The sequence below is a fragment of the Lichenifustis flavocetrariae genome (assembly GCF_026130545.1).
Classification (GTDB): Bacteria; Pseudomonadota; Alphaproteobacteria; order Rhizobiales; family Beijerinckiaceae; genus Lichenihabitans; species Lichenihabitans flavocetrariae.
Genome location: NZ_JAMOIM010000015.1, coordinates 93,950 through 116,032, shown reverse-complemented (window position 1 = coordinate 116,032; position 22,083 = coordinate 93,950). Strand labels below are relative to the sequence as shown.

19 protein-coding genes are annotated in these 22,083 nt (G+C 64.7%); 10 read left to right on the top strand and 9 right to left on the bottom strand.

The window, feature by feature from the left end:
* Window positions 1-106: 106 nt before the first annotated feature.
* Window positions 107-586: a transcription elongation factor GreA gene (greA, locus tag M8523_RS20735; RefSeq protein ID WP_282586812.1), complete on the bottom strand. Its 480-nt coding sequence runs from the start codon at window positions 584-586 to the stop codon at window positions 107-109.
* Window positions 587-686: 100 nt separating this feature from the next.
* A complete protein-coding gene (alr, locus tag M8523_RS20730; RefSeq protein ID WP_282586811.1) occupies window positions 687-1,901 on the bottom strand; it encodes an alanine racemase in 1,215 nt (404 codons plus the stop codon).
* A gap of 125 nt (window positions 1,902-2,026) precedes the next feature.
* Here alr and M8523_RS20725 point away from each other — a divergent pair, with 125 nt between their 5' ends.
* Window positions 2,027-2,962: a sensor domain-containing diguanylate cyclase gene (locus M8523_RS20725; RefSeq protein WP_282586810.1), complete on the top strand. Its 936-nt coding sequence runs from the start codon at window positions 2,027-2,029 to the stop codon at window positions 2,960-2,962.
* A 110-nt stretch (window positions 2,963-3,072) separates the two neighbouring features.
* On the opposite strand, the gene M8523_RS20720 is transcribed toward M8523_RS20725, so the two are convergent.
* Window positions 3,073-3,828: an SDR family oxidoreductase gene (locus tag M8523_RS20720; RefSeq protein ID WP_282586809.1), complete on the bottom strand. Its 756-nt coding sequence runs from the start codon at window positions 3,826-3,828 to the stop codon at window positions 3,073-3,075.
* A gap of 201 nt (window positions 3,829-4,029) precedes the next feature.
* On the opposite strand from M8523_RS20720, the gene M8523_RS20715 reads away from it, so the two are divergent.
* The 3 genes from M8523_RS20715 (at window position 4,030) to M8523_RS20705 (ending at window position 7,622) form a co-directional block, all read left to right on the top strand.
* Window positions 4,030-4,734: a glutathione S-transferase family protein gene (locus M8523_RS20715; protein WP_282586808.1), complete on the top strand. Its 705-nt coding sequence runs from the start codon at window positions 4,030-4,032 to the stop codon at window positions 4,732-4,734.
* Window positions 4,735-4,822: 88 nt separating this feature from the next.
* On the top strand, window positions 4,823-5,515 hold the full coding sequence (locus M8523_RS20710; RefSeq protein WP_282586807.1) for a DUF1223 domain-containing protein: 693 nt from the start codon (window positions 4,823-4,825) through the stop codon (window positions 5,513-5,515).
* A gap of 13 nt (window positions 5,516-5,528) precedes the next feature.
* Window positions 5,529-7,622, top strand: coding sequence for a protein-disulfide reductase DsbD family protein (locus M8523_RS20705; RefSeq protein WP_282586806.1), 2,094 nt, complete (start codon window positions 5,529-5,531; stop codon window positions 7,620-7,622).
* Between the two features lie 17 nt (window positions 7,623-7,639).
* Here M8523_RS20705 and M8523_RS20700 read toward each other — a convergent pair whose 3' ends face one another.
* Both M8523_RS20700 and M8523_RS20695 read right to left on the bottom strand, forming a co-directional pair.
* Window positions 7,640-9,169, bottom strand: a complete 1,530-nt coding sequence (locus M8523_RS20700) for a sulfatase-like hydrolase/transferase (RefSeq protein WP_282586805.1) — start codon at window positions 9,167-9,169, stop codon at window positions 7,640-7,642.
* 220 nt (window positions 9,170-9,389) lie between these two features.
* Entirely contained in the window at window positions 9,390-9,914 is a 525-nt protein-coding gene (locus M8523_RS20695; protein ID WP_282586804.1) for a phospholipase A2 family protein, read from the bottom strand.
* A 119-nt stretch (window positions 9,915-10,033) separates the two neighbouring features.
* Between M8523_RS20695 and M8523_RS20690 the strand changes: the two genes are divergently transcribed.
* Window positions 10,034-10,672: a hypothetical protein gene (locus M8523_RS20690; protein ID WP_282586803.1), complete on the top strand. Its 639-nt coding sequence runs from the start codon at window positions 10,034-10,036 to the stop codon at window positions 10,670-10,672.
* Window positions 10,673-10,704: 32 nt separating this feature from the next.
* On the opposite strand, the gene M8523_RS20685 is transcribed toward M8523_RS20690, so the two are convergent.
* Window positions 10,705-11,130, bottom strand: a complete 426-nt coding sequence (locus M8523_RS20685; RefSeq protein ID WP_282586802.1) for a Fur family transcriptional regulator — start codon at window positions 11,128-11,130, stop codon at window positions 10,705-10,707.
* Between the two features lie 414 nt (window positions 11,131-11,544).
* On the opposite strand from M8523_RS20685, the gene M8523_RS20680 reads away from it, so the two are divergent.
* From M8523_RS20680 to M8523_RS20670, 3 genes are all read left to right on the top strand, one after another.
* Window positions 11,545-13,824 (top strand): NADP-dependent malic enzyme, encoded by a 2,280-nt coding sequence (locus M8523_RS20680; protein ID WP_282586801.1) that lies wholly within the window; start codon window positions 11,545-11,547, stop codon window positions 13,822-13,824.
* Between the two features lie 186 nt (window positions 13,825-14,010).
* Entirely contained in the window at window positions 14,011-14,760 is a 750-nt protein-coding gene (locus M8523_RS20675) for a S1 family peptidase (protein ID WP_282586800.1), read from the top strand.
* A gap of 249 nt (window positions 14,761-15,009) precedes the next feature.
* Entirely contained in the window at window positions 15,010-15,570 is a 561-nt protein-coding gene (locus tag M8523_RS20670) for a fasciclin domain-containing protein (protein WP_282586799.1), read from the top strand.
* Window positions 15,571-15,755: 185 nt separating this feature from the next.
* On the opposite strand, the gene M8523_RS20665 is transcribed toward M8523_RS20670, so the two are convergent.
* Complete coding sequence (locus M8523_RS20665; RefSeq protein ID WP_282586798.1) at window positions 15,756-17,120, bottom strand: Nramp family divalent metal transporter; 1,365 nt, start codon at window positions 17,118-17,120, stop codon at window positions 15,756-15,758.
* Window positions 17,121-17,323: 203 nt separating this feature from the next.
* Between M8523_RS20665 and mntR the strand changes: the two genes are divergently transcribed.
* Both mntR and M8523_RS20655 read left to right on the top strand, forming a co-directional pair.
* Window positions 17,324-17,764 (top strand): manganese-binding transcriptional regulator MntR, encoded by a 441-nt coding sequence (mntR, locus tag M8523_RS20660; protein WP_282586797.1) that lies wholly within the window; start codon window positions 17,324-17,326, stop codon window positions 17,762-17,764.
* Between the two features lie 541 nt (window positions 17,765-18,305).
* Window positions 18,306-20,726, top strand: a complete 2,421-nt coding sequence (locus tag M8523_RS20655) for a response regulator (protein ID WP_282586796.1) — start codon at window positions 18,306-18,308, stop codon at window positions 20,724-20,726.
* Window positions 20,727-20,871: 145 nt separating this feature from the next.
* Here M8523_RS20655 and M8523_RS20650 read toward each other — a convergent pair whose 3' ends face one another.
* Both M8523_RS20650 and M8523_RS20645 read right to left on the bottom strand, forming a co-directional pair.
* Window positions 20,872-21,591 carry an LrgB family protein gene (locus M8523_RS20650; protein ID WP_282586795.1) on the bottom strand — a complete coding sequence of 240 codons (720 nt, stop codon included), beginning with the start codon at window positions 21,589-21,591 and terminating at the stop codon, window positions 20,872-20,874.
* Window positions 21,588-21,941, bottom strand: a complete 354-nt coding sequence (locus M8523_RS20645; RefSeq protein WP_282586794.1) for a CidA/LrgA family protein — start codon at window positions 21,939-21,941, stop codon at window positions 21,588-21,590. Before M8523_RS20645 ends, M8523_RS20650 begins: the two co-directional genes overlap by 4 nt.
* Between the last annotated feature and the right edge of the window lie 142 nt (window positions 21,942-22,083).

Genomic DNA, 22,083 nt, shown 5'->3' with positions numbered 1-22,083 from the left:
CCTCGGTGATCGGTCTTCAGGCCGCGCCGGCGAGGCGAGGGCCATCCTTGTGCGCTTCATTGGGTGTCTTAGACGCGCGTCCAGTTTGGGTGGCCAGCGGGCCGTGTCACGTGATGGCGACGATCTCAACCTCGCCTCCCGCCACGGTGGCCGTCTCGCCGATGCTCTTGCCGAGCAGCGCCTGCGCCAACGGCGACACATAGGACACGGACCCGCGCGCCGCATCGGCTTCATCCTCGCCGACAATGTGGAACACTTGCCGCCGCCCATCCGCGCGGTCGACCGTGATGCTGGCGCCGAAGCGCACGACGTCCGCGTCAGGTGTGCGCTCGACGAGCTCGGCGCTGGCACGGCGCGCCCGGTAGTAGCGGAGATCACGGGCCGCCTGGGCCATCGCGGTCCGGTCACTGCGCACGTCGCCGCTGGCCTGCGCGGCCGTGAAGGCCGCTGAAGCGGCGGCCAAGGCCGTGTCGAGAGCCGCGAGACCCTCCGGAGTCACGAGATTGCGATGCGACGAGATGGGACGGTCCGGGAGGTGAGCCGCGGCAGCCTCGACATCCTCTTCGCGTGTGAAAGCGACGGCCATGATGGCGTCTCCCGTTGCCTCGCCGGGCCACATCCAAGCGGCGGACCGACACCCCAAAGGTCGTCGATAGCGCTGAACCTCGGCGAGGTCGAGGCGATGATCAGGAGCCGACCGGCCGATCCCCGGCGTGGAGGTAGACCCGGGCATAGCGGCCCCCAAGCCCTGTCAGGATTTCATAGGGAATCGTGCCGCATTGGGCCGCCACGTCGTCGAGCGTCTGGTGCGGCCCGATCAGTTCGACGAGGCTCCCGAGCTGCAAAGTGCCTTCAGGCAAGGGTGTGACGTCGAGCGTGATACTGTCCATCGACACGCGGCCGACGATCGGCAGGCGCGTGCCGTCGAAGAAGGCGGCACCTCTATTGCTCAAATGGCGCGGCCAGCCGTCGGCATAGCCGACCGCGATAGTGGCGACGCGCATCGGGTAAGGCGCGTGGAAGGTTGCGCCGTACCCGACCGCGGTGCCGGCGGCCACTTGGCGCACCTGGATCACGCGGGCGTCGAGACGCAGCACCGGCATGAGCCCCTCGCCGACGCCGGGAGTCGGACTCACGCCATAAAGCGCGATGCCGGGGCGCGCCAAATCGTAGCGGAACCGCGCGTCGAGCAAGACGCCGCCCGAATTCGCCAGCGAAAGAGGGGCATGGGGCACGAGGGCTCGCAAACGTTCGAAATTCTGCCACTGCGCCGCATTGGCGGGGTGGTCCGGCTCATCGGCGCAGGCGAGATGGCTCATCACCAATCGCACGTCGATCGCCTCGATGAGATCCGGCCGCGTCGCCAGGCTCTCCACCTCCTCGGGCGAAAGCCCGAGACGCGACATGCCGGAATCGATCTGGAGCACGGCGGGAAGCCGAAGGCCGTCCTGTCGGCCGATGCGCGCCCAGGCCTCCACCTGTTCGAAACCGTTCAGGACGGGCACGAGCCCCGCCGCCGCACAGGCGGGCTCGGCGCCGGGTTGCAACCCATTCAGGATGTGGATGGTCGCGTCATCGGGGAGCATCGGACGAAGGTCGAGCCCTTCGGACAGGTGGGCGACGAAGAAGGCGCGGCATCCCGCCTCGTAGAACGCCGGGGCAGCGACGGAGGCCCCGAGCCCGTAGGCATCCGCCTTGACGACCGCCGCGCAACGGGCGGGGGCGGCACGTCCGGCCAGCCAAAGATAGTTCGATCGCAGCGCTGCGAGATCGACCGTCAGGATGGCGCCGGCACTCGCCAACACTTGAGGGTCGGTACGGCTTGGGGACACACTCACCTCTTCACGCGGGGTCGAGTGTCCATCATAGCTCCAAATCTCGGCCTCTGCCGCCCTTCGCATGAACATCTCCCTTTGCCACGGCACAGACGGCCCGACGTCGAGAAGGTCGAAATTATCCCTCAATCCGGCGTTAATACACATATGTTATAAACAGGCTGCTATTTGTTCCTTTCGCGGTTTTCAGAATGGCAGCATTTGAAGAAGTGCCTCGCTCGATCAAAAGGCTGCGCACCACGGAAGAAACCTCGGTTTTCGAAAGCGCTCTCGACTGTCTGCCGGATGGTGTGCTGATCATGCGGGACGATGGGACGCTGGTCTATGCCAATGCGGCTTGCGGGAAGACGTGGTCGGTTTCGGAGGAACTGCTTCGTGTCGGCGATGAAACAGCCCTCGCTGCCAGAGCGATGCACTTGCTTGTCGACCCCGTCCAGTTGATGAGCGAGCCCGAGCGTCTCCGCAACACCCAGGAGACCTCCGAAGACGAACTCCTGTTCAAGGATGGGCGGATCGTGTCGCGGCGCAGCGTACCTTTCGAAAAGGGAACGGGGCTCGAAGGTCGCATCTGGATTTTCAAGGACGTGACCGAGGCGCGCCGCGCAGCCGTGGACGATCTGACCGGATTGCCGAACCGGCACGCTTACGTCCGCGATTACGCGCGGGCCGTCATGGCTCACCACGACGATGGCTGGTTCCGGTCGGTCGGCATCATGGATGTCGACAATTTCAAGAGATACAATGACATCTATGGCCATGCGGCCGGAGACACCCTTCTGCGGCAGCTGGGCGCACTGTTGCGGGAAGCGGTCTCGAATCCTGGCGATCTCATCTTTCGCATCGGTGGCGAGGAGTTCTTGATCTTTGTCAGAAGCGAGCGCCACGTCACGATCACGACGTTTTTCGAAGAGTTGCGCACCCGCGTCCAGATGGCGACGATCGAGCATGCCGGGAACCTGCCATACGCGGTTGCCACGGCCTCCTTCGGGGTCGCGGTGTTCAAGGGCGCAGGCGATCCCGAAAAGGTCTTCAGGCGCGCCGACATGGCGCTCTACTGCTCGAAGTCCGCTGGCAAGAACAAGGTCACCCTTGCGGCCGAAGAAATGCCGGCTCCGGCTGCCGAGTAAGCCGATGTCGTCCGTCCTCTCGAAGAGCCAACAAAGCCGCTTCTTGGCCGCTTGAAACTTGGAGCCGATACGGCGCTCCCAGCGCGGCCCGATAGATCAGGAGACGGGCTTCATTTCGCGGCCTTGTGGATCGCAAGCGGCCCGGACGCCTGTGTTACAGGCATCACTTCGATCGTGTTGATGTTGACACGCGGCGGCAGGGTCGCGACCCAGAAGACCGTTTCGGCGATGTCGTCGGGGGTCAGCGCATCGGCCCCCTCATAGAGCTTCGCGGCCCGCTCGGCGTCGCCTCGGAAGCGCACGGCCGAGAACTCCGTGCCGCCGACGAGCCCCGGCTCCACATCGGTCACCCGCACACGCGTCCCCAGGAGATCGGCCCGAAGGTTGAGCGAGAATTGCCGCACGAAGGCCTTGCTGGCCCCATAAACGTTGCCGCCCGGATACGGGTAGGTCGCGGCGATCGAACCCAGATTGACGATGTGTCCGCGGTTGCGGGCCACCATGCCGGGCAGCACCGCGCGCGTGACGTACATCAGCCCCTTCACGTTGGTGTCGACCATGGCGTCCCAGCCATCGAGGTCGGCGGACTGAGCCGGTTCGAGACCGACCGCGAGACCCGCATTGTTGACCAGGAGATCGATCGCGGCGAACTCGGCCGGGAGGGCTTCGATCGCCGCCAGCACCGCGGCGCGGTCGCGGACGTCGAGCACAACCGGATGAACCCGGTCATGGCCCAGGTCCGCCGCGAGCGCGTGCAAGCGCTCCTCGCGCCGCCCCGCCGCGATGATGCGGTGGCCGGCTCCGGCGAAGCGGCGGGCGATGGCCGCGCCGAAACCCGAGGTTGCACCTGTGACGAGAACGATCATGGTCTTGCTCCTGGCGTAGGTCTGAGCGCTTCGGAGGGGCTGTGAGAACCGTCCTGGAGACGCCATCAAGGCTGAGCCCATAAGCTTTGGCACGAGGCGTCGCAACCTTCGGAGTTGACGACGCTCCCTGCCCGACCTCAGCTTGCAGACGTTCATCCGGGCATCTGCGAAAGATGCAGCCGCAACCCAAGGACGACGCCCATGATCCGCTTGTACTTCCACCCGACACCCAACCCGGCGAAAATCGCTTTGTTCCTGGAAGAGTCCGGCCTCGCCTATGAGTTGATCCCGGTCGACACGAGCAAAGGCGAGCAGCACGAGGCGGCCTTCCGGGCCGTCAATCCCAACGGAAAGGTGCCGGCCATCATCGACACCGAGGGACCGGGTGGCCGGCAGGTTCGGGTGTTCGATTCGACGGCCATCCTGCTTTATCTCGCCGAAAAGACCGGCCTTTTCCTAGGATCTGCCGAGGACAGGCCGGAATTGCTGTCTTGGCTTCTGTTCATCGCCTCCGGGCTAGGGCCGTTCTCGGGCCAAGCGGTGCATTTCCAGCATGCGGCACCGGCGGGCCTCGACTACGCGGTGAACCGCTATCGGCGCGAGATCGAGCGGCACTACCGCGTCCTCGACGATCATCTCGCCGACCGGACCTTCATCGTGGGTGACAGCTACACCATCGCCGACATGTCGGCCTGGGGATGGCTCGACCGCGCCTCGCGCGTGCTGAAGACCGACGCCGACCCGCTGGCCGCCTACCCCAATCTCAAACGCCTGATGGCGACGGTCGAAGAGAGGCCGGCCGCCGCCCGCGCCCGGGACGTCGGCAAGAACCATGCTTTCAAGAAGATCAACGACGAGGAAACCAAGCGCGCGCTCTTCCCGTCGAACTATCCTCCGGCCGCGTAGGAGCCCCCGCTCGTCGCGCGGCGCGCGCCTGTAACCTTCACGACGGAGCGGCGAAGACGGAGGATCAACCCGCAGCGGAGCCTCCCCCATGATCTCGCGGATTTTTGCAGCCTGTACGGTCCTGGCCTCCCTTTCGGCTGCCGCCGTGGCGGCCGAACGGCCCGTGGTCGTCGAACTCTTCACCTCGGAGGGCTGTTCGTCATGCCCGCCCGCCGACGCCTATCTGTCCGAACTGTCCCGCGAGCGGCGCGATGTGCTGCCGCTCGCCTTCCATGTCACCTATTGGAATAGTCTCGGTTGGACCGATCCGTTTTCTCTGGCGGCCGCCACGCAGCGTCAGAGCCGGTATGGGGCGCGTTTCGGCGACGGGTCCTATACGCCCGAATTGGTGGTCGACGGCCGCAAGGGACTGGTCGGGTCGGAGCGGGGTGAGGCTGAAGCCGCCATCGCGACCGCCCGGCACGCGGGGCTCACGGCCGCGTCTGTGACGGCGACCCGGCAAGGTAGCGCGGTTTCGATCAATGTCGGCGGCGGCCGTGGGAGCGGGCGCGTTATCCTGGTCGGCTACGACGCCCAGCATCACACGGCCGTCGGGCGGGGCGAGAACGGCGGCCGCACATTGACGGAATCAAATATCGTGCGTTCGATCCGCGCCATTGGGCAGTGGACGGGCGCGCCCCTCACCCTCGACGCGGCAGCGCCGGCCGGCGAGAAGGCCGCCGTTCTGATCGAGGCGCCGGACGGCAGCATCATCGGTGCGGCCCGGGCCGATGCGTCGTGATCGGCACACCGTAATGACCCGCCCGCTCCTGCTTCGCGCAGCCTACCTCGCCGGCACCATGTTGGGCGTGTCGATCGGCCCGGCCGGCGCCGCTGCTACGGACTGGATCGGCGACGGACAAGCTGCGGTGCGGCTGGTCACGGCCTCCGACACCGCCAAGGACGGCATGGTCACGGCCGGATTGGAGTTCCGCTACGGGTCGGGGTGGCATGGGTACTGGCGGACGCCCGGAGATGCCGGCATCGCGCCGGTCCTCGATTGGTCGGCCTCGACAAACCTCAAGACCGCCGCCCTCTCATGGCCCGCCCCGACCCGGTTGATCGTCTCGGGCTTACAGAACAGCGTCTATACGGGGCAATTCACCCTGCCGGTCGCGATCGGCCTGACCGATCACCAGGCTGGGACACGTCTCGCGCTGAGCGTCGACTATGCGGCCTGCGGCAAGGTCTGCGTCCCAAAACACGCCGACCTCGCGTTGAACCTTGCTGCCGGCCCGGGGGCCGCGTCGGCCGAAGCAGCGGGTCTCGCGGCCGCACGCCAGTCCGTGCCCCAGTTGCCCGCAACCGCCGGCATCGACGTGGTGCGCACGGCACTCGAAGGCGCCGGACCGGACCGCCGCCTTATCGTCGTCCTGCGAAGCGCCGCAGCCCCTTTCATGGCGCCCGATCTCTTCGTTGAAGGCGCGGGCGCGGGCCTCCCGCCGCCGCCCACGGTTCAGCTTGCGGACGGTGACAAGACTGCCGTGTTGACCACCTCCCTCGCCACCGATCCCGCCGCCCCACTCACGCTCACCGTGGTCGACGGGCCGAGATCGGCCACCTTCGCGGGCCCCGGAACGGTTGCGCCACAAGCCGCACGTCCGCCCCTCACCCGTTGGGCCATTCTGGGCTCGGCGCTCCTGGGCGGCCTTATCCTCAACCTCATGCCCTGCGTGCTGCCGATCCTCTCGATCAAGCTATTCGCCCTGGCCGGCTACGCGGGAGCCGGACGGGCCGCGGCGCGGCGCGGCGCCCTGGCCACGGCCGCCGGCATCCTGACGTCGTTCCTGCTGCTCGCAACCGCATTGATCGTACTCAAATGGTCCGGCGCGGAGCTCGGCTGGGGCATTCAGTTCCAGCAGCCCTGGTTTTTGGCCGGGATGGCGGTGCTCACGACGTTGTTTGCGGCGAGCTTCTTCGAATGGCTCCCGATCCGTCTGCCTCAGGCGATCGCCCGACTGGGCGGTTCGCCCACGCGAGGCCCTCTCGTCGGGGCGTTTCTCAGCGGCGCCGTCTCGACGCTTCTGGCGACACCCTGCTCGGCGCCTTTCGTGGGCACCGCGGTCGGCTTCGCGCTTGCTGGCGGACCGCGGGCGATCCTGGTGATCTTCCTCAGTCTCGGTCTCGGCATGTCGCTGCCGTTTCTGGCGGTTGCGATCCATCCTGGTTTGGTGGCTTGGCTGCCTCGGCCGGGAGCCTGGATGGTGCGCCTGCGCCAGGGTCTCGGCCTGTTGCTGCTCGGCACGACGGTCTGGCTGCTGGTCGTCCTCGGAAGCGTCGCGGGCACGGTGGCCGCCGGAGGGGCCGCGAGCCTCCTTGCGATCACACTGGCCTTGCGGGCCTGGGTGGCTTATCGCGGCCGGATCGGGGAGCCAGGTTGGCCAGGACTCGCAACGGCCGGCCTCGCGATGATGACGGTCGCGGCCGCCAGCCTGCCAACGGCCGCGCTTCCGCAGCGCAGTGAACCTTCGGACAGTTGGCAAGCCTTCGATCCGACCGCGATCGACAGGCTCGTTCGAGACGGCAAGACGGTGCTGGTCGACGTCACCGCAAGCTGGTGCCTCACCTGCAAGGTCAACGAACTGACCACACTGGATACGGCCGTCGTCCAAGCCCGCCTTGCGCAGCCCGGAACGGTGCGCATGCGCGCCGATTGGAGTCGACCCGACCCGGTCATCTCGGCGTTCCTCCAGCGTTTCAGCCGCTTCGGCATTCCGCTCGATGCCGTCTTCGGGCCGCACCAACCGGGCGGCGAAGCACTGCCCGAACTTCTCACCGCCGGGATCGTCGTGCAGGCGCTCGACGGAGCCGCTATCCGACAGACCGACCTCGCGAACACGATGCCGTAAGACAATCGCGACTGAGGTCAGTCAGGGTCCCGGTGCAGGATGCCGTCGCGCGACAGGAACCCCGTCAGCGTGCGCTCCTCGTGGCGTTGCCGCCATGTCTGCAGCCGGTCCAGCCCTTCAAGCAGGAGGCGGCTTGCTGCCGAATCGGCGGCGCGGTTGCGCAGCTCCAAAGGGTCGTCGGACAGATCGAACAGCACAGGCGGAAGACCGGCGAAATGGACGTATTTCAGCCGCTCGGTCCGCACGACCTGAAGGTTGCACCATTCCGACGGGAGGCCCAGCAACCGCTCCATCCGCTTGTTGCGGATATCCCGGAAATCGAAGCTCCAATGAACCTCGTCGCGCCAGTCGGTCGGCGTGCCGCCGTTCAGGAAAGGGAGAAGGCTCGCTCCATCGCAATTACGCGGGGCATGCAGCCCCGCACAGGCCAGCAGCGTCGGCATCAGGTCGATCGATTCCGTGAAGGCCGTGACGGTGCGGCCTCGACCGAGGTTTGCTTCGGGCCGCGGATCGCGGATCAGCAAGGGAATATGGGCGGATTGGTCGAAATAGCCGGCCTTGCCGAGCATCCAATGATCGAACAATTGTTCGCCATGGTCGGCCGTGAACACCACGATCGTCTCGTCCCATCGGCCGCTGTCGCGCAGCCCCTGGAACACCCGGCCGAGGTGATGATCGACCTCCAACGCCAGACCCGCATAGATCGCCCGGACACGCCGGATCGTGTCCTCGTCGGCATCGCGCGAGCAACCTCTGAGGCCCGGCGCGAAGGCCGCCATTTCCATGCCGTCCATGAGAGCCCCGACGAGCGGGTTCTGGGCGGCCTCGACCTCAGGGCGCGCGCCCCGGACCGGCATGGCGACATCGGCGGGATCGATCGCCGCATGGTAGGGGGCCGCCGCCGCGAAGGGCGGATGCGGCGCAATGAACGAGAGATGCGCGCAGAACGGTGTCGTGCTGGCGACGGTGAGCCAGTCAAGGAACCGGTCGGTCAGAAAGGCCGTTTCGCTGTCCTGCTTGGCGAATGCGGCCGGCGCCCCGAATGCCCGTTCCGCGAAGATGCCGGCCCTGCCGAGATCCGGCGTCGCCACCGCGTGGCCCTTCCGTTTCAGATGCGCCAGCCAGGGCGTGGCGCGCTCTGTCAACAGTGTGTCGACCGCCATCCCGGGACAGACGTTTTCGTAATCGCCATTGTCGGGGTCGAGATCGGGTTTGCCGCGCGGGTCGAGCGTCGTGTCGGTGTAACCGAAGAGCGTGGGCCGATAGCCGGCGCGGCGCAGTTCCGTGAACAACGTCGGATGTCGGGCATCGAGCGGCACGCCATTGCCGATCGAGCGATGCTTGTGGGCATAAAGGCCGGTGACGAGTCCGGCACGCGCCGGGCCACACGGGTAGGCCTGACAATAATGGGACGCAAAGCGGGTGGCCTCCGCCGCAAAGGCATCAAGATGCGGCGTTCGGGCAAACGGATGCCCGGCGGCACCCAGCAGGTCGCCCCGCCATTGATCGACCGTGATGAGGAGGATGTTCGGACGGCGGCGTGTCAAGGCGGCGTTCCTGAAGAAAAATCCGCGATATCGCGGCTGCACCCGGGGCTCCGAGATCTCCGCGAGGACAGGGGCCGGACGGGTTCACATCCGGCCCCTGGTGTCACCGCGGCAAGTCAACACGGGACACGGCACCCGACCATCAAGGCTTATGCCGAACCGAGTGTCTCAAATCGAGAGTTCTGATGAAGGACCCAGATTTGCACCGACTCTTGCGCTCTCAATGTCGACAGAGGATGAGCGGAATGCTTGCCTCCATGGTGCGAGCCAGGAGACGCAGGTCTTCCGGCTCACGCGGGCTTGTTGCGACCTGATGGATTTCTCGTTGAAAGCGGGCATTGCACCCGCAGGTCGGTAGTCCACCCGAAGGCGTGCAGGCATCGTGGTGCATACAGGCCGCATCAAGCGCATCGGTCGGCGGCAAGCCTGGGCCGTTGTCGCCGATACCACAGTAGTTTCCGTGAAAAACGCCATTGACACGGGGCGCCGCGTCGGCGTCCGCCGGATCCTCCTGAGCTGATGCGCCCGAAGACACTCCGATCAGCCCGGCCACACACCAGATCCCGATCCATTTTAGCATTTCCAGTTCCCCAAAGGCTGCCTCACTGCATTTCGCGGAGTAATGCTGCGGTGCAGGAACAGGTTCCTTGCCGAACCCTAAGCGGTCGACACACGCCGGCACAGCGACTTTTTTGGCGGAATAGATCCAAAGCTTACGCGGCCGAGATCGCGAGGTAAATTCCATTTACCTAAATATTTTTTGCCGCCGCTCGAAATAGAGGAATAGAATTCGTCAACTGTATTTATCGGCATTTGAATAGGATTTTCCTGGTCTCCTTACGGCATATCACCAGGATCTCCCCTATGACCAAAATGCCGACCGGCCTTCTCGCTCTTCTTTTCCTGTGCCATTTCGGCGTGTCGGCGGAAGCGGCTCCCATCACCCTGACACTCGACGCTCCGCTCTTCGATTCCTCCGGTGCGCACACGACATTGACCGGGTCGTTGCTCTACGATGCGGATCTGATGAGCGGCTCCGGGTCGTTTCAGATCGACGGATACAGCAACAGCTTTTCCGGCTTTGCTCTGGCGCTCGACACGGCACCCGAGGAGCCGCCCGCGGACATCGCATTCTGGACCTCGATCGGGATCGTGTTTTCGGGCACTGCCGATGACGGGTCGTCACTCTATTTCAACATCGATACGGCCCCGACTTCGATGCTGTCCGACAACGTCACTTTGAGTATCGGTGGATCGAATACCAGCTTCTATTCCAGCGCCGCACCGTCGAGTGTCGGCACCCCGAGCGAGCCCCCCTTCGTAGACCCCGATTCCGACCCCACGGGCGTGTCTGCGGTTCCACTGCCCCCGGCCATCTCCCTGTACGGCAGCGCTCTCGCGATGCTGGGCCTCGCCGGTTTCGGCCGACGGGTCCTCGCACGTCAAAGAGGCGCCGCCCGACGGGGCATCGGCACCCGATCGCGATATTCGGTCGAAGTATAGCGGTCAAAGCCTTATGGACGTGACGGGCCCGCTCAGGCGCTGCCCTCGGTCCTCCCCGAGCGGCATCGGTCGCAGAAGCCGTTGAAGGTCGTGACCACGCTGTCGATCTCGATCCGATACCGCTGCGCCAACGCCGAGAGATCGGTTACGGGCAGACTATAATCCACATCCTCGACGCAGCCGCATTCCACGCAATGGAAATGCGCGTGTCCGGGTCGCGCCGGCTCGTAGAGCGCCGAGGCACTGCCCGGCAGTCTCACTTCAAGCACGAGGCCGAGATCGCGCAGCCGGTCAAGCGCGCGATAGACAGTGGAATAACCGATCCCCGGTTGCAACTGCCGCGCCGCCGCGTGGATTTCACTCGCGGCAGCATGATGCCCTTCGGCCTGCGCGCAGAGGACGCCGTAGATCAAGCGGTAATTCTTCGGCAGCTTCGGCCGCCCGGCGCCAGGCTCCATCACGTCACTCAAAACAAGCTTTACGAAACACCGTCCAAGCGTGCTGTACGGCACAAAGTGAATATCAGTGTCATTCTAAAAAGAAAACCGCATCGCGTCAGCCTCAGGGCTGCGATCTTCATCCCCTATGGAGCGGTCGCTGAGCGGCGTCAAACCCGCTCTCATAACCCGCGGTGTCATCGGTCACGACAATCCGTCGACCGAGACTATGAAGCACGCCCAAGGCGCTCGTGCTTCGCACGGTGTGGCAATTCTCGCCTGGCAGCGACGGTCAACGCCTCGCCCATCGCCGGGAGCGCTGACATCGACCTTGAAAGGGCCGCTGGTCTCATGGCCTGGTACGCGAAAAAACGCTTGCTCTCCGTAGGGTCCAGTGGCCACAAGCCAGCCGGACGATCCACAGGAGACAAGCGCATGGCGGATATCTCGGACGACCTGCGCACGGGTGCGCTGTTCTATCACCGCAACCCGCGTCCCGGAAAAATCGAGATCCAGCCGACGAAGCCCCTCGGCAACCAGCGCGACCTCGCGCTCGCCTATACGCCGGGTGTGGCGATCGCGTGCACGGCCATCTTCGACGACCCGGCCGAAGCCGCGACGCTCACGTCGCGTCAGAACCTCGTGGCGGTCGTGACGAACGGTACGGCAGTGCTTGGGCTCGGCAATATCGGGCCCCTCGCCTCCAAACCCGTGATGGAGGGCAAGGCGGTCCTGTTCAAGAAATTCGCCGGCATCGACGTGTTCGACATCGAAGTGGCCGAAAACGACGTCGACCGGCTGGTCGATGTCGTGGCCGCCCTCGAGCCCACCTTCGGCGGCATCAACCTTGAAGACATCAAGGCACCCGAGTGTTTTGATGTCGAGGATCGGCTGAAGGCCCGTATGGGCATCCCGGTCTTCCACGACGACCAGCACGGTACGGCCATCATCGTGGCGGCCGCCGTCGTCAATGCGCTCGAATTCGCCGGCAAGACCATCGAGGCCATCAAGGTCGTGACCTCCGGGGCGGGCGCTGCGGCGCTGGCGACGCTGAACCTGCTCGTGACGCTCGGGGTCAGGCGGGAAAACATCTGGATCACCGACATCGAGGGCGTGGTCTACGAGGGCCGGACGGCCCTGATGGACCGCTGGAAGGCGCCCTATGCGCAACCCACCGACAAGCGCACGCTCGCGGAGGTGATCGAGGGCGCCGACGTCTTCATCGGGCTGTCGGCCGGCGGCGTGCTGAAGCCCGAGATGCTGGCCCGCATGGCGCCCAGCCCGCTGATCATGGCGCTCGCGAACCCGACGCCGGAGATCATGCCCGACCTTGCCCGCAAGGCGCGGCCCGACGCCCTCATCTGCACCGGCCGGTCGGACTTTCCGAACCAGGTCAACAACGTCCTGTGCTTCCCCTACATCTTCCGCGGCGCGCTCGACGTCCAAGCCTCGACAATCAACGAGGAGATGAAGGCGGCGGCGGTGAAAGCCATCGCGGCGCTGGCGCGGGAAACGCCTTCCGATGTCGTGGCGCGGGCCTATGGTGGCGAGGCTCGGCCCTTCGGGCCTGAATCGCTGATCCCGAGCCCCTTCGATCCCCGCCTGATCCTGCGCATCGCCCCGGCGGTCGCCAAGGCCGCCATCGACAGCGGCGTGGCCCGCAAGCCGGTCGCGGATCTGCGGGCTTACGCGGAATCGCTCGACCGCTTCGTGTTCCGCTCGGGCTTCATCATGAAGCCCGTCTTCACAGCCGCCAAAGCCAATCCGAAGCGCGTGATCTATGCCGAGGGCGAGGACGAGCGCGTGTTGCGTGCCGTGCAGGCCGTAATCGAGGAGAAGCTCGCCCATCCGATCCTGGTCGGGCGGCCTTCGGTGATTGAGACCCGCATCAAGCGGTTCGGACTGTCGATCGCACCCGGCCGCGACTTCGAGCTCATCAACCCCGAGGACGATCCGCGCTATCGGGATTACGTGGCCGAGTATCTCGCGGCCGCCGGACGCAAAGGCATCACGCCGGACGCCGCCCGCACGCTCGTGCGCACCAACGCCACCGTCATTGCCGCGCTGGCGGTGCGGCGCGACGATGCGGATGCGATGATCTGCGGCCTCGAAGGCCGGTTTCGTTCAAACCTCCGGCACATCGAAAGCATCCTGGGCCTCGCGCCGGGCGCGCAGCGGATGGCGGCGGTCAGCCTGCTGATCACCACCAAGGGCGCCTATTTCCTAGCCGACACCCATGTGATCGAGGAACCCACGGCGGAGGAGATCGCCGATATCGCCATGGCCTGCGCCACCCATGTGCGGCGCTTCGGAATCGAGCCCCGGATCGCGCTTCTGTCCCATTCAGATTTCGGCGCCATGGATTCGAAATCGGTCGTCAAGATGCAGCAGGCCCTGGCGCTCGTGCGCGCCCGCTCGCCCGATTTCGAGATCGATGGCGAGATGCAGGCCGATACGGCGCTGCTGCAGATGATCCGCGACAAGGTGAACCCCGCCTCGACCCTGAAGGGCGAGGCCAATGTGCTGATCATGCCCAATCTCGACGCCGCCAACATCGCCTTCCAGCTCGTCAAGGTGGTGGCCGACGCGCTCCCGGTCGGGCCCATCCTGATCGGGCCAAGCCGGCCGGCCCATATCCTGACACCCTCGGTGACGGCCCGCGGCATCGTCAATGTCACGGCTTTGGCGGCCGTGGAAGCACAGCCGCATTCGTGAGCACGGTAGGAGCCGCTGCGTCCATGCGATGAGACAAGGGTCAGACATCTTTTGCACGCCCGGAACTGTGACGTCATCCCAGCGAAGACGCATCTCGTCGGACGTCTTGGAAGTGTTAAGAGGCTGAATTTGTTGCGCAACAGACAACAGATTCCACGCAGCGTTGATAGCGCGGCCCGACTGCAGATGATCGCAGCCGCAGCCGCAGCCCTGCTCGTCGTCCTGGGAACCGGCCGCGCCGAGGCCATCGTCGGTCCCTCGAGCGAGGCATCAGGCGAAGCCGCCGGCATCGTCATGGTTTTGAACCATTCAGGGCGAACCGCTGGCTTCTGCACGGGCGTAGTGATCGCCCCTGATGTGATCATGACAGCCGCGCATTGCGTGCCCGAAGGAGCCGACCTCCGGGTGCATTATCCTGGCCCCGGCCAGAACCCAGTTCTGCTCCCGGTCGAGGCCGTGGCGCGCCACCCGGACTATCGCCCCGATGCGATCAGAACGCGGGAACGCTCGATCGACCTTGCCATAATCCGCTTGTCGGCCCCCCTGCCCGACCGATTCACGCCCATGCGCCTTAGCGCCACGGACGGCGTAAAGCCAGGCCTTCCCTTCACCATGACGGGTTACGGCGTGACCCGCGAGGGTGACGGCAGCTCGTCCGGTCGCCCGCGACGCACGACCCTGCAGGCGCGGGCGCCGCTCTCCGGCGTGCTTCTCTGGGCCGAGGACTCAGCTCGGCATGGGTCCGGCGCCTGCACAGGAGATTCCGGAGCGCCGGTGATGGCGGAGGGCAGCACCACGGTCACCGCCCTCGTGCTCTGGTCAGCCGGCCGCGCGGGACGACAGTGCGGGGACCTGACCCAGGCGTTGTGGCTTGGGCCTCAAAAAGCCTGGATCGACCAGATCCTCATCTCATGGGGCGTGGCGCCAGCATTTTAGACTTCTGAGCGCCCTTGCGTGTCCATTGCGCGATGGACCACTCTCCCCTGTTGTTCGTGCTGGCAAGATTGCGTTGAAACACGCACGACATTGTCGCGCACCAGGATCGACTTGCGGCCGCATCGGCAGACCTATGTCGAACATTACGATTTGCCCACACTACGAAACCCCGTTCCTTCGCCTTCGTAGCTCCGATCCCACGCCATGGGCGGCATTACACCGACCCCGGCGTGGAACTGGAGAGATTGAATGCTCAAGATCAAAGGCCTGCGCACCCTGACGTTCGCGGTGGCCGTTGCGGCCGGCACCGCGTCTGTCGCCTACGCGGCCGACCCCATGGTTGGCGGCGCTCCCATGATGGCCAGCAAGACCATCGTCGAGAACGCGTCCCAAGCCAGCACACTCACCACGCTGGTCGCGGCCGTCAAGCAGGCCGGCCTCGTCGAGACCCTGTCCGGGCCCGGCCCCTTCACGGTATTCGCCCCCACCAACGCGGCTTTCGCCAAGCTTCCCAAGGCGACGGTCGAGGCCCTGATGAAGCCCGAGATGAAGGCGGATCTCACGAAAATCCTGACCTATCACGTCGTGCCAGGGAAGATCGACGCGGAGGAAATCGTTAAGGAGATCAAGGCAGGCGGCGGAAGCTACAATATGAAGACCGTTGAGGGCGAGACCCTCACGGCCAAAATGGATGGGGAGAAGGTCGCCCTCATCGATGCGAAGGGCGGCGGGGCCATTGTGGAAATTCCCGACGTCTATCAATCGAACGGCGTCGTGCACGTGATCGACAGCGTGCTGCTGCCGAAGTAACGCCTCACCCAATCAACCCGCAACCGTGAATCGAGGGCGCTGTCTCAAAGGCGTGATTCGTCCTCGGTCGCAGCTTCACGCTTACGTTTGCCGAGGATTCCGATTCGGGATCCTATGGATGTTGCGGCCTGTGAAAAGGCATGATCTGCGGCGGCGCACGACTGCGACGCCGCACCCTGTCGTATCTAACCGGCGCCTGTCAGCGTGTCGTACAGAAGCTTGAAGTTCAGCAGCAGGATGACGCCGGCGACGGTCCACGACAGGACGGCCACCCAGGTCGGGATGACGAAGCGCCCCATCTTGCCCTTGTCCGACACGAACTGGACGAGCGGCACGACCGCGAAGGGCAATTGCATCGAAAGCACGACCTGGCTGAGCACGAGAAGCTGCGCCGTACCTCTCTCACCATAGAGCGCCGTGACGGCCACGACCGGAATGACGGCAAGGCCCCGTGTCAGAAGCCGCCGCGCCCAATCGGGAATGCGCAGCCGCAAAAAGCCTTCCATGATGATCTGGCCCGCGAGCGTCGCCGTGACGGTCGAGTTGATGCCCGAGGCCAGCAGGGCCACAGCGAACAGGGTCGAGGCGACGCCGAGGCCCAGCAGCGGCGACAGGAGCCGGAACGCCTGCCCGATCTCGGCCACATCGGCATGGCCCGTATCATGGAATGCTTTGGCGGCCACGACCAGGATGGCGGCGTTGACGAAGAGCGCCAGCATCAACGCGATGGTGCTGTCGGTCGTGGCCCACCGGATCGCCTCGCGACGACCGGCGTCGTTCCGATCATAGGCGCGGGTCTGCACGATCGATGAGTGAAGATAAAGGTTATGCGGCATCACGGTGGCGCCGATGATGCCGATCGCGACATAGAGCATCCCGGGATTGGTGAGGATCCGGGTGGTCGGGACAAAGCCGGCCAGCATCGCGGCGACGGGCGGCGCCGCGGCGGCGATCTGGATCGCGAAGCAGGATGCGATCACGAGAAGCAGCGCGATCACGAAGGCTTCCAGAAACCGGAACCCCTTGTTCATCAGGAGAAGCAGCAGAAAGGCATCGAGGGCCGAGAGAAGCGCACCCCCGACGAGCGGGATGCCGAACAGGAGCTGCAACGCGATCGCGGTCCCGATCACCTCGGCGAGATCGCAGGCGATGATCGCGAGCTCGCAGGCGAGCCACAGCATGATGTTGATCGAGCGGGGATAATGGTCCCGGCATGCCTGCGCGAGGTCGCGGTCGGTGGCGATGCCGAGGCGCGCCGAGAGCGCCTGCAGCAGGATTGCCATCAGGTTGGAGATCATGATGACGGAGAGCAGCGTGTAGCCGAATTGCGCGCCGCCGGCGAGATCGGTGGCCCAATTGCCGGGGTCCATGTAGCCGACCGACACCATGTAGCCCGGCCCCAGGAAGGCCAGGAATTTATGGACCCAGCTTCCTCCCGTGGGGACGTGAATGCTGGCGTTTACCTCGGGCAGGCTCGGTCGTGCGTCGGTCTCCGGGCCGGAAAACCGCCAAGCCGGGCGGACGGGCGCAGCCTCTTGCAAAGGTGACATCTCGGACTCGCGATCATGCAGCTCCGGATAAGAGCGATTTCCATTTAAGTTAGCCTAAGCTAACTTCATGTCAATGGCATAAGTCTGTGGCTTGGATCTAACTAGATGATGCGAAACTAACGAGATGTCGTGCCGATTGCGCCGAAGGCCGGTTCAAGCTAGGTCCCGCTGTGCGAAAAGCCGCGAGTTGTGCGACAGCCGATATGGACAAAGCCGAGGATCGACGTTGCGTAGAGGCCGAGCCGACCCAGGCACGTCGTTTCAGCCAGGCCCGGACAGCCCGCTCGACTGCCATTCTGGAGGATTACGCCGAGTTGATCGCCGATCTCACCCGCGAGCACGGGGAGGCCCGGACGACCGACATTGCACGACGCCTCGGAGTGACCCTTCCCACAGCGAACAAATCACTGGCGCGGCTGAAACGGGAAGGCCTCGTCACCGCGCGTCCCTATCGAGGAGTGTTCCTGACCGAAGCCGGAATGGCGATGGCCGAGCGGGTTCGAGCGCGACACCGCCTTGTCGTGGATGTCCTGGAAGCCCTGGGCGTTCCGACGGATGCGGCGGAAACAGACGCGGAAGGCATCGAACACTATATTTCGGAGGTGACGCTCAAGGCGTTCAAGCGGTTCCTCTGCCGCGAGTAACGCCTCGAAGCTGTGATGGTACCCGTGACGGCTTGAAACGGTCACAATCCATCATTATCTCCCCTGTAGCGCATTATTCGGCCCGGCTCTTGACGCTTCTTTAGCGGAGAGCTGCAAGGATCTGGAGACGAGGGGGCAACGGCCAAATTGGCAGCCTCTCAGATTGCGCTTCTGTAAGACATCTTCAACATCGCCGCTCGATCTTGAGCGGCCCAGGACTTCATGCACATCTCAACGACTACACAAAGACCATCGTCACGTCCGTACAACAAGGCCCGTTTCCTCGCCGCTGCGTCGCGCAAACCGACGGCTACGTGGCGGCCCGAAAACTCCAGTCTGACCCGCGAGGAATTGCAGCAGATCGTTCTCGAACTGCTCGGCTGATCCCGCCCATCAGAGCTTCGGCATCACGGGACACCATCGGCTATCGCGAGCATCGGCTTGCCCCTTGTGAACAATCCCATGATGTTGGCATTGTGAGTTTAGCTGACCACAATGCCGCGAGGGTTGGCGCCCAGCCGGACAGGGCCAAACCAGAAGCATGTCAACCCGACTAGACCAGTGGGCCTTCGCTGACACCTTGAGTGATGGCATCTATGGGGTCGATCCTCAGGGGCGGTGCAGCTTCATCAATACCGCGGCCCTCAGATTGCTCGGCTACGGATCGGCCGATGAACTCGTCGGTCGCAATATGCACGACTTGATCCACCATACCCGACCGGACGGCACGCCTTTTCCGGCCGCCGCATGCCCATTGTTGCACACGCTCACGAGCGGCCGGCCGGTGCGTTTGGACAATGAAGTGTTGTGGCGCAAGGACGGGACATCGTTCATCGCCGAATATTCTTCGTTCCCCCTCTTCGAGGCCGGACCGGCCCCTTCGGGCAGCGTGATCACGTTCAAAGACCGCACATCGGTGGCAGGGGGGCAAAGCGCGACGCAGCAGCCGATCGAGTCGCTCTGGGGCAGCGTGGAACGCCGACGGGCCGAGGAAGCGCTCCGCGAAAGCGAAACGCGGTTCCGTACGCTGGCCGACTCTATGGCGCAACTCGCCTGGATGACCGGCCCCGACGGAGCTATCAACTGGTACAACCGTCGGTGGTATGAATATACCGGGACCACGCCCGACGAGATGACCGGCTGGGGGTGGAAGAATGTCCATCATCCGGACCATATCGAGCGCGTCGTCGCTCATATCAGCGAATCTTTCGCCACCGGAACCCCGTGGGAAGATACGTTTCCCTTGCGGGGAAAGGATGGTCAGTACCGCTGGTTCCTGTCACGGGCCCTTCCGATCCGCGGCCTTCCTGAGGCGGGAGAAACAAAGGGCCGCCTGATCGGCTGGCTCGGGACGAACACGGACATCAACGATCTGCGCGAAGCCGAAGAACAGCTGAACGCCGCCATGCAGGCCGCCGAGGAGGCCAACAAGGCCAAGAGCGAATTCATCGCCAACATGAGCCACGAGCTTCGCACGCCGCTGTCGGCCATCATCGGCTATAGCGAGATGATGCAGGAAGAGATCGGCGATGGCGCCGATGGGGCCGAACTGACGCCCGACCTGCAGAAGATCGAGGGCAATGCCCGCCATCTGCTTGGCCTGATCAATGACGTGCTCGACCTGTCGAAGATCGAGAGCGGCAAGATGGAGGTCTTCGCGGAAACCTTCGATGTCGCCGTGATGGCCCGCGATGTCGCGTCGACCGTCCAGAATCTCATGGCCAAAAAGGGCAACGAGCTCGTGGTGCGGCTTGAGCCTCGCCTGGGGTCGATGCAATCCGACATTACCAAGCTGCGTCAGATTCTGCTGAACTTGTTGGGCAATGCCTCCAAGTTTACTGAAGGTGGCACGGTCACGTTGTCGGTGATGCGGCTGCCCGGCGGCAGCGGCGGGGATTGGCTGGTCTTCAGGGTTGCGGATACGGGCATCGGCATGACCGAGGAGCAGCTCGGACGCTTGTTTCAGCGATTCAGCCAGGCTGATGCGTCCACCACACGCAAGTTCGGTGGGACGGGCCTCGGTCTGTCCATCAGCAAGGCGTTTGGCGTCATGCTGGGTGGCGATCTTTCGGTCGATAGCGCGCAGGGCCAGGGAAGCACGTTCTCGGTGTTTCTGCCCGCCGTGCTCATTGATCCGAATGCGGCGGCGTCCGGCGATCCCGCACCCTCGACTGCGGTCGGTCCGGACGATGTGCTGCTTGCCGACGGGAGCACACTTCCGATCGTGTTGGTGATCGACGACGATCCCGGGCAGCGCGACCTGATGATCCGATTTCTCGGCCGCGAGGGCTTTCGCGCCTGCACGGCGGCCGATGGCGCGACGGGTCTCGAATTGGCCCGGAGTCTTCATCCGAAGGCGATCCTCCTCGACGTTACCATGCCGGGCCTCGACGGCTGGTCGGTCCTGAGTGCCTTGAAGGCCGACCCGGACGTGTCGGACATTCCGGTCATCATGGTCACCTTCGTGGACGAACGCGGCCTCGCGGCCTCGCTCGGCGCCGCCGACTACGTGATGAAGCCCGTCAAATGGGAAAGCTTCCGGCAGGTGATGGAGCGCTATCGCGACTCCGAAGGTTCTGTGCTGGTGGTCGAGGACGACCAGGACATGCGGCACCACATGCGATCTGTGCTGGAGCGTGACGGTTGGAGCGTGGTGGAGGCCGGAGACGGCCGGGCCGCTCTCGAGCGGGTCGCGGAGGCGGTGCCGCGCGTGGTGCTTCTCGATCTGGAAATGCCGGTGATGGATGGCTTCGCGTTTCTGCGCGCCTTCCGGACCGCAGCGGGCTGCGCCGAGGTCCCGGTGGTCGTCCTCACGGCGCGGGACCTGACACGCGAGGACCGCAAACGCTTACAGGGCGCCACTGAAGTGTTGAACAAAGGCGTCACCAGCCTCGCTGCGCTATCGCGGGAGTTGAAGGCCGTGACGCAGGCAGCGGACGCGGAAAAGAGACAGTTGGCCTAGCCGATCCAAGTTTCTGAACGGGCTTTTCCCGATAAGGCCCCTCCGGCGACTCAAGATGAAGAGCTCCGAGTCACTGCATCGAAAACGAGGACACTTTCTCCGCCGTTAAGGCGGCAGCTCTGCTTGACCGTCCGCCGTCACCACCTCACGGTGCGAAGAGCAGTGCCGCGAGCGACAAGATGATGGCGGTCGTCACCGCGTTGAGCGCCATGCCCACACCCGCGAAGGTCCCGGCGACATCGTCCACCTGAAAGGCCCGCGCGGTGCCGAACCCATGCGCCGCGACGCCCGCAGCGAAGCCACGTGCCCGGAAATCCGTGATGCCGAGCACGTTCATCATCGGCGTCACCACCATGGCGCCGATGACGCCGCCGCTGAGCACGATCACGGCCGCGAGCGTGGGAATGCCGCCCAATTGCGCCGCGACCGCCATCGCGACGGGGGTGGTGGCCGCGCGGGGCGCGATGGAGGCCAAAAGCTCGCGCGGCGCACCGAACAAGGCCAGGACCGCCACCGCGCTGCCGATGGCGGTCAGCGAACCAGCGAAGAGAGCGACGACAAGGGGTTTCGCGACACTCCGGATCAGGACGCGATTGCGCCAGAGTGGAACGCCTAGCGCCACCGTTGCCGGACCGAGCAGGAACGTCAGCATCTGCGTGCCGGTCGCGTAGGTGTCGTATGTCGTGCCGGTCGCAAGCAGGATGCCAATGAGGATCGGCGTCGACCACAATACGGGATGGCAAAGCGGGTGCCGTCCGCTGCGACGCGACAGCATGTCGACGCCCTCGAAGACCACGAGCGTGACGGCGAGCCAGAGCAGTGGTGTCGACGCGAGGCTTCTCAACGATGCCATGAGGTCGTTCATCGTGACGGGCTCTCCTGACGGCGGGCGACGACACGGAACACCGAAACGGTCACGAGCAGCGTCAGGATGGTCGAGATCGCCGTTGCGATCACGATTCCCGCGCCATAGCGCGACAGGATCGCCCCTTGCTGCATCAAACCGACGGCGGCCGGAACGAACATGATCGAGAGATGCGCGATGAGCCACGTCGCCACCGCGCTCAACACGGGTCTCTCACGGGGTCGGATCACGAACCATAGAAGTAGGAGAAGAAGGCCAAGGACTGCGCCGGGCAGCGGAATGCCGGTCAGGCGATGGAGGGCCTCGCCGAGCAATTGACACATCAGCAGCAGAGCGATCGCGCCGATCATGGAACCATCCGTGCGAGGAACGCGGCTGGGCCGCACTGCGACAGCAGGATAGAAAGCTTCGCGGATCAACGCATCCCGCTTTACGGCATGACAGCGATCCTGACCCGGAACGGCTATGCCACGCGGAACACGCCCGGAAGCA

Bases quoted from the DNA above. Each gene is read 5' to 3' on its own strand.
- M8523_RS20650 (WP_282586795.1), bottom strand. From the start codon at position 21,591: ATGAACGACCTCATGGCATCGTTGAGAAGCCTCGCGTCGACACCACTG.
- alr (WP_282586811.1), bottom strand. From the start codon at position 1,901: ATGCGAAGGGCGGCAGAGGCCGAGATTTGGAGCTATGATGGACACTCG.
- mntR (WP_282586797.1), top strand. From the start codon at position 17,324: ATGGACAAAGCCGAGGATCGACGTTGCGTAGAGGCCGAGCCGACCCAG.
- M8523_RS20710 (WP_282586807.1), top strand. From the start codon at position 4,823: ATGATCTCGCGGATTTTTGCAGCCTGTACGGTCCTGGCCTCCCTTTCG.
- M8523_RS20645 (WP_282586794.1), bottom strand. From the start codon at position 21,941: ATGATCGGCGCGATCGCTCTGCTGCTGATGTGTCAATTGCTCGGCGAG.
- M8523_RS20690 (WP_282586803.1), top strand. From the start codon at position 10,034: ATGACCAAAATGCCGACCGGCCTTCTCGCTCTTCTTTTCCTGTGCCAT.
- greA (WP_282586812.1), bottom strand. From the start codon at position 586: ATGGCCGTCGCTTTCACACGCGAAGAGGATGTCGAGGCTGCCGCGGCT.
- M8523_RS20705 (WP_282586806.1), top strand. From the start codon at position 5,529: ATGACCCGCCCGCTCCTGCTTCGCGCAGCCTACCTCGCCGGCACCATG.
- M8523_RS20680 (WP_282586801.1), top strand. From the start codon at position 11,545: ATGGCGGATATCTCGGACGACCTGCGCACGGGTGCGCTGTTCTATCAC.
- M8523_RS20665 (WP_282586798.1), bottom strand. From the start codon at position 17,120: ATGTCACCTTTGCAAGAGGCTGCGCCCGTCCGCCCGGCTTGGCGGTTT.
- M8523_RS20695 (WP_282586804.1), bottom strand. From the start codon at position 9,914: ATGGAATTTACCTCGCGATCTCGGCCGCGTAAGCTTTGGATCTATTCC.
- M8523_RS20670 (WP_282586799.1), top strand. From the start codon at position 15,010: ATGCTCAAGATCAAAGGCCTGCGCACCCTGACGTTCGCGGTGGCCGTT.
- M8523_RS20655 (WP_282586796.1), top strand. From the start codon at position 18,306: ATGTCAACCCGACTAGACCAGTGGGCCTTCGCTGACACCTTGAGTGAT.
- M8523_RS20720 (WP_282586809.1), bottom strand. From the start codon at position 3,828: ATGATCGTTCTCGTCACAGGTGCAACCTCGGGTTTCGGCGCGGCCATC.
- M8523_RS20685 (WP_282586802.1), bottom strand. From the start codon at position 11,130: ATGGAGCCTGGCGCCGGGCGGCCGAAGCTGCCGAAGAATTACCGCTTG.
- M8523_RS20725 (WP_282586810.1), top strand. From the start codon at position 2,027: ATGGCAGCATTTGAAGAAGTGCCTCGCTCGATCAAAAGGCTGCGCACC.
- M8523_RS20675 (WP_282586800.1), top strand. From the start codon at position 14,011: ATGATCGCAGCCGCAGCCGCAGCCCTGCTCGTCGTCCTGGGAACCGGC.
- M8523_RS20715 (WP_282586808.1), top strand. From the start codon at position 4,030: ATGATCCGCTTGTACTTCCACCCGACACCCAACCCGGCGAAAATCGCT.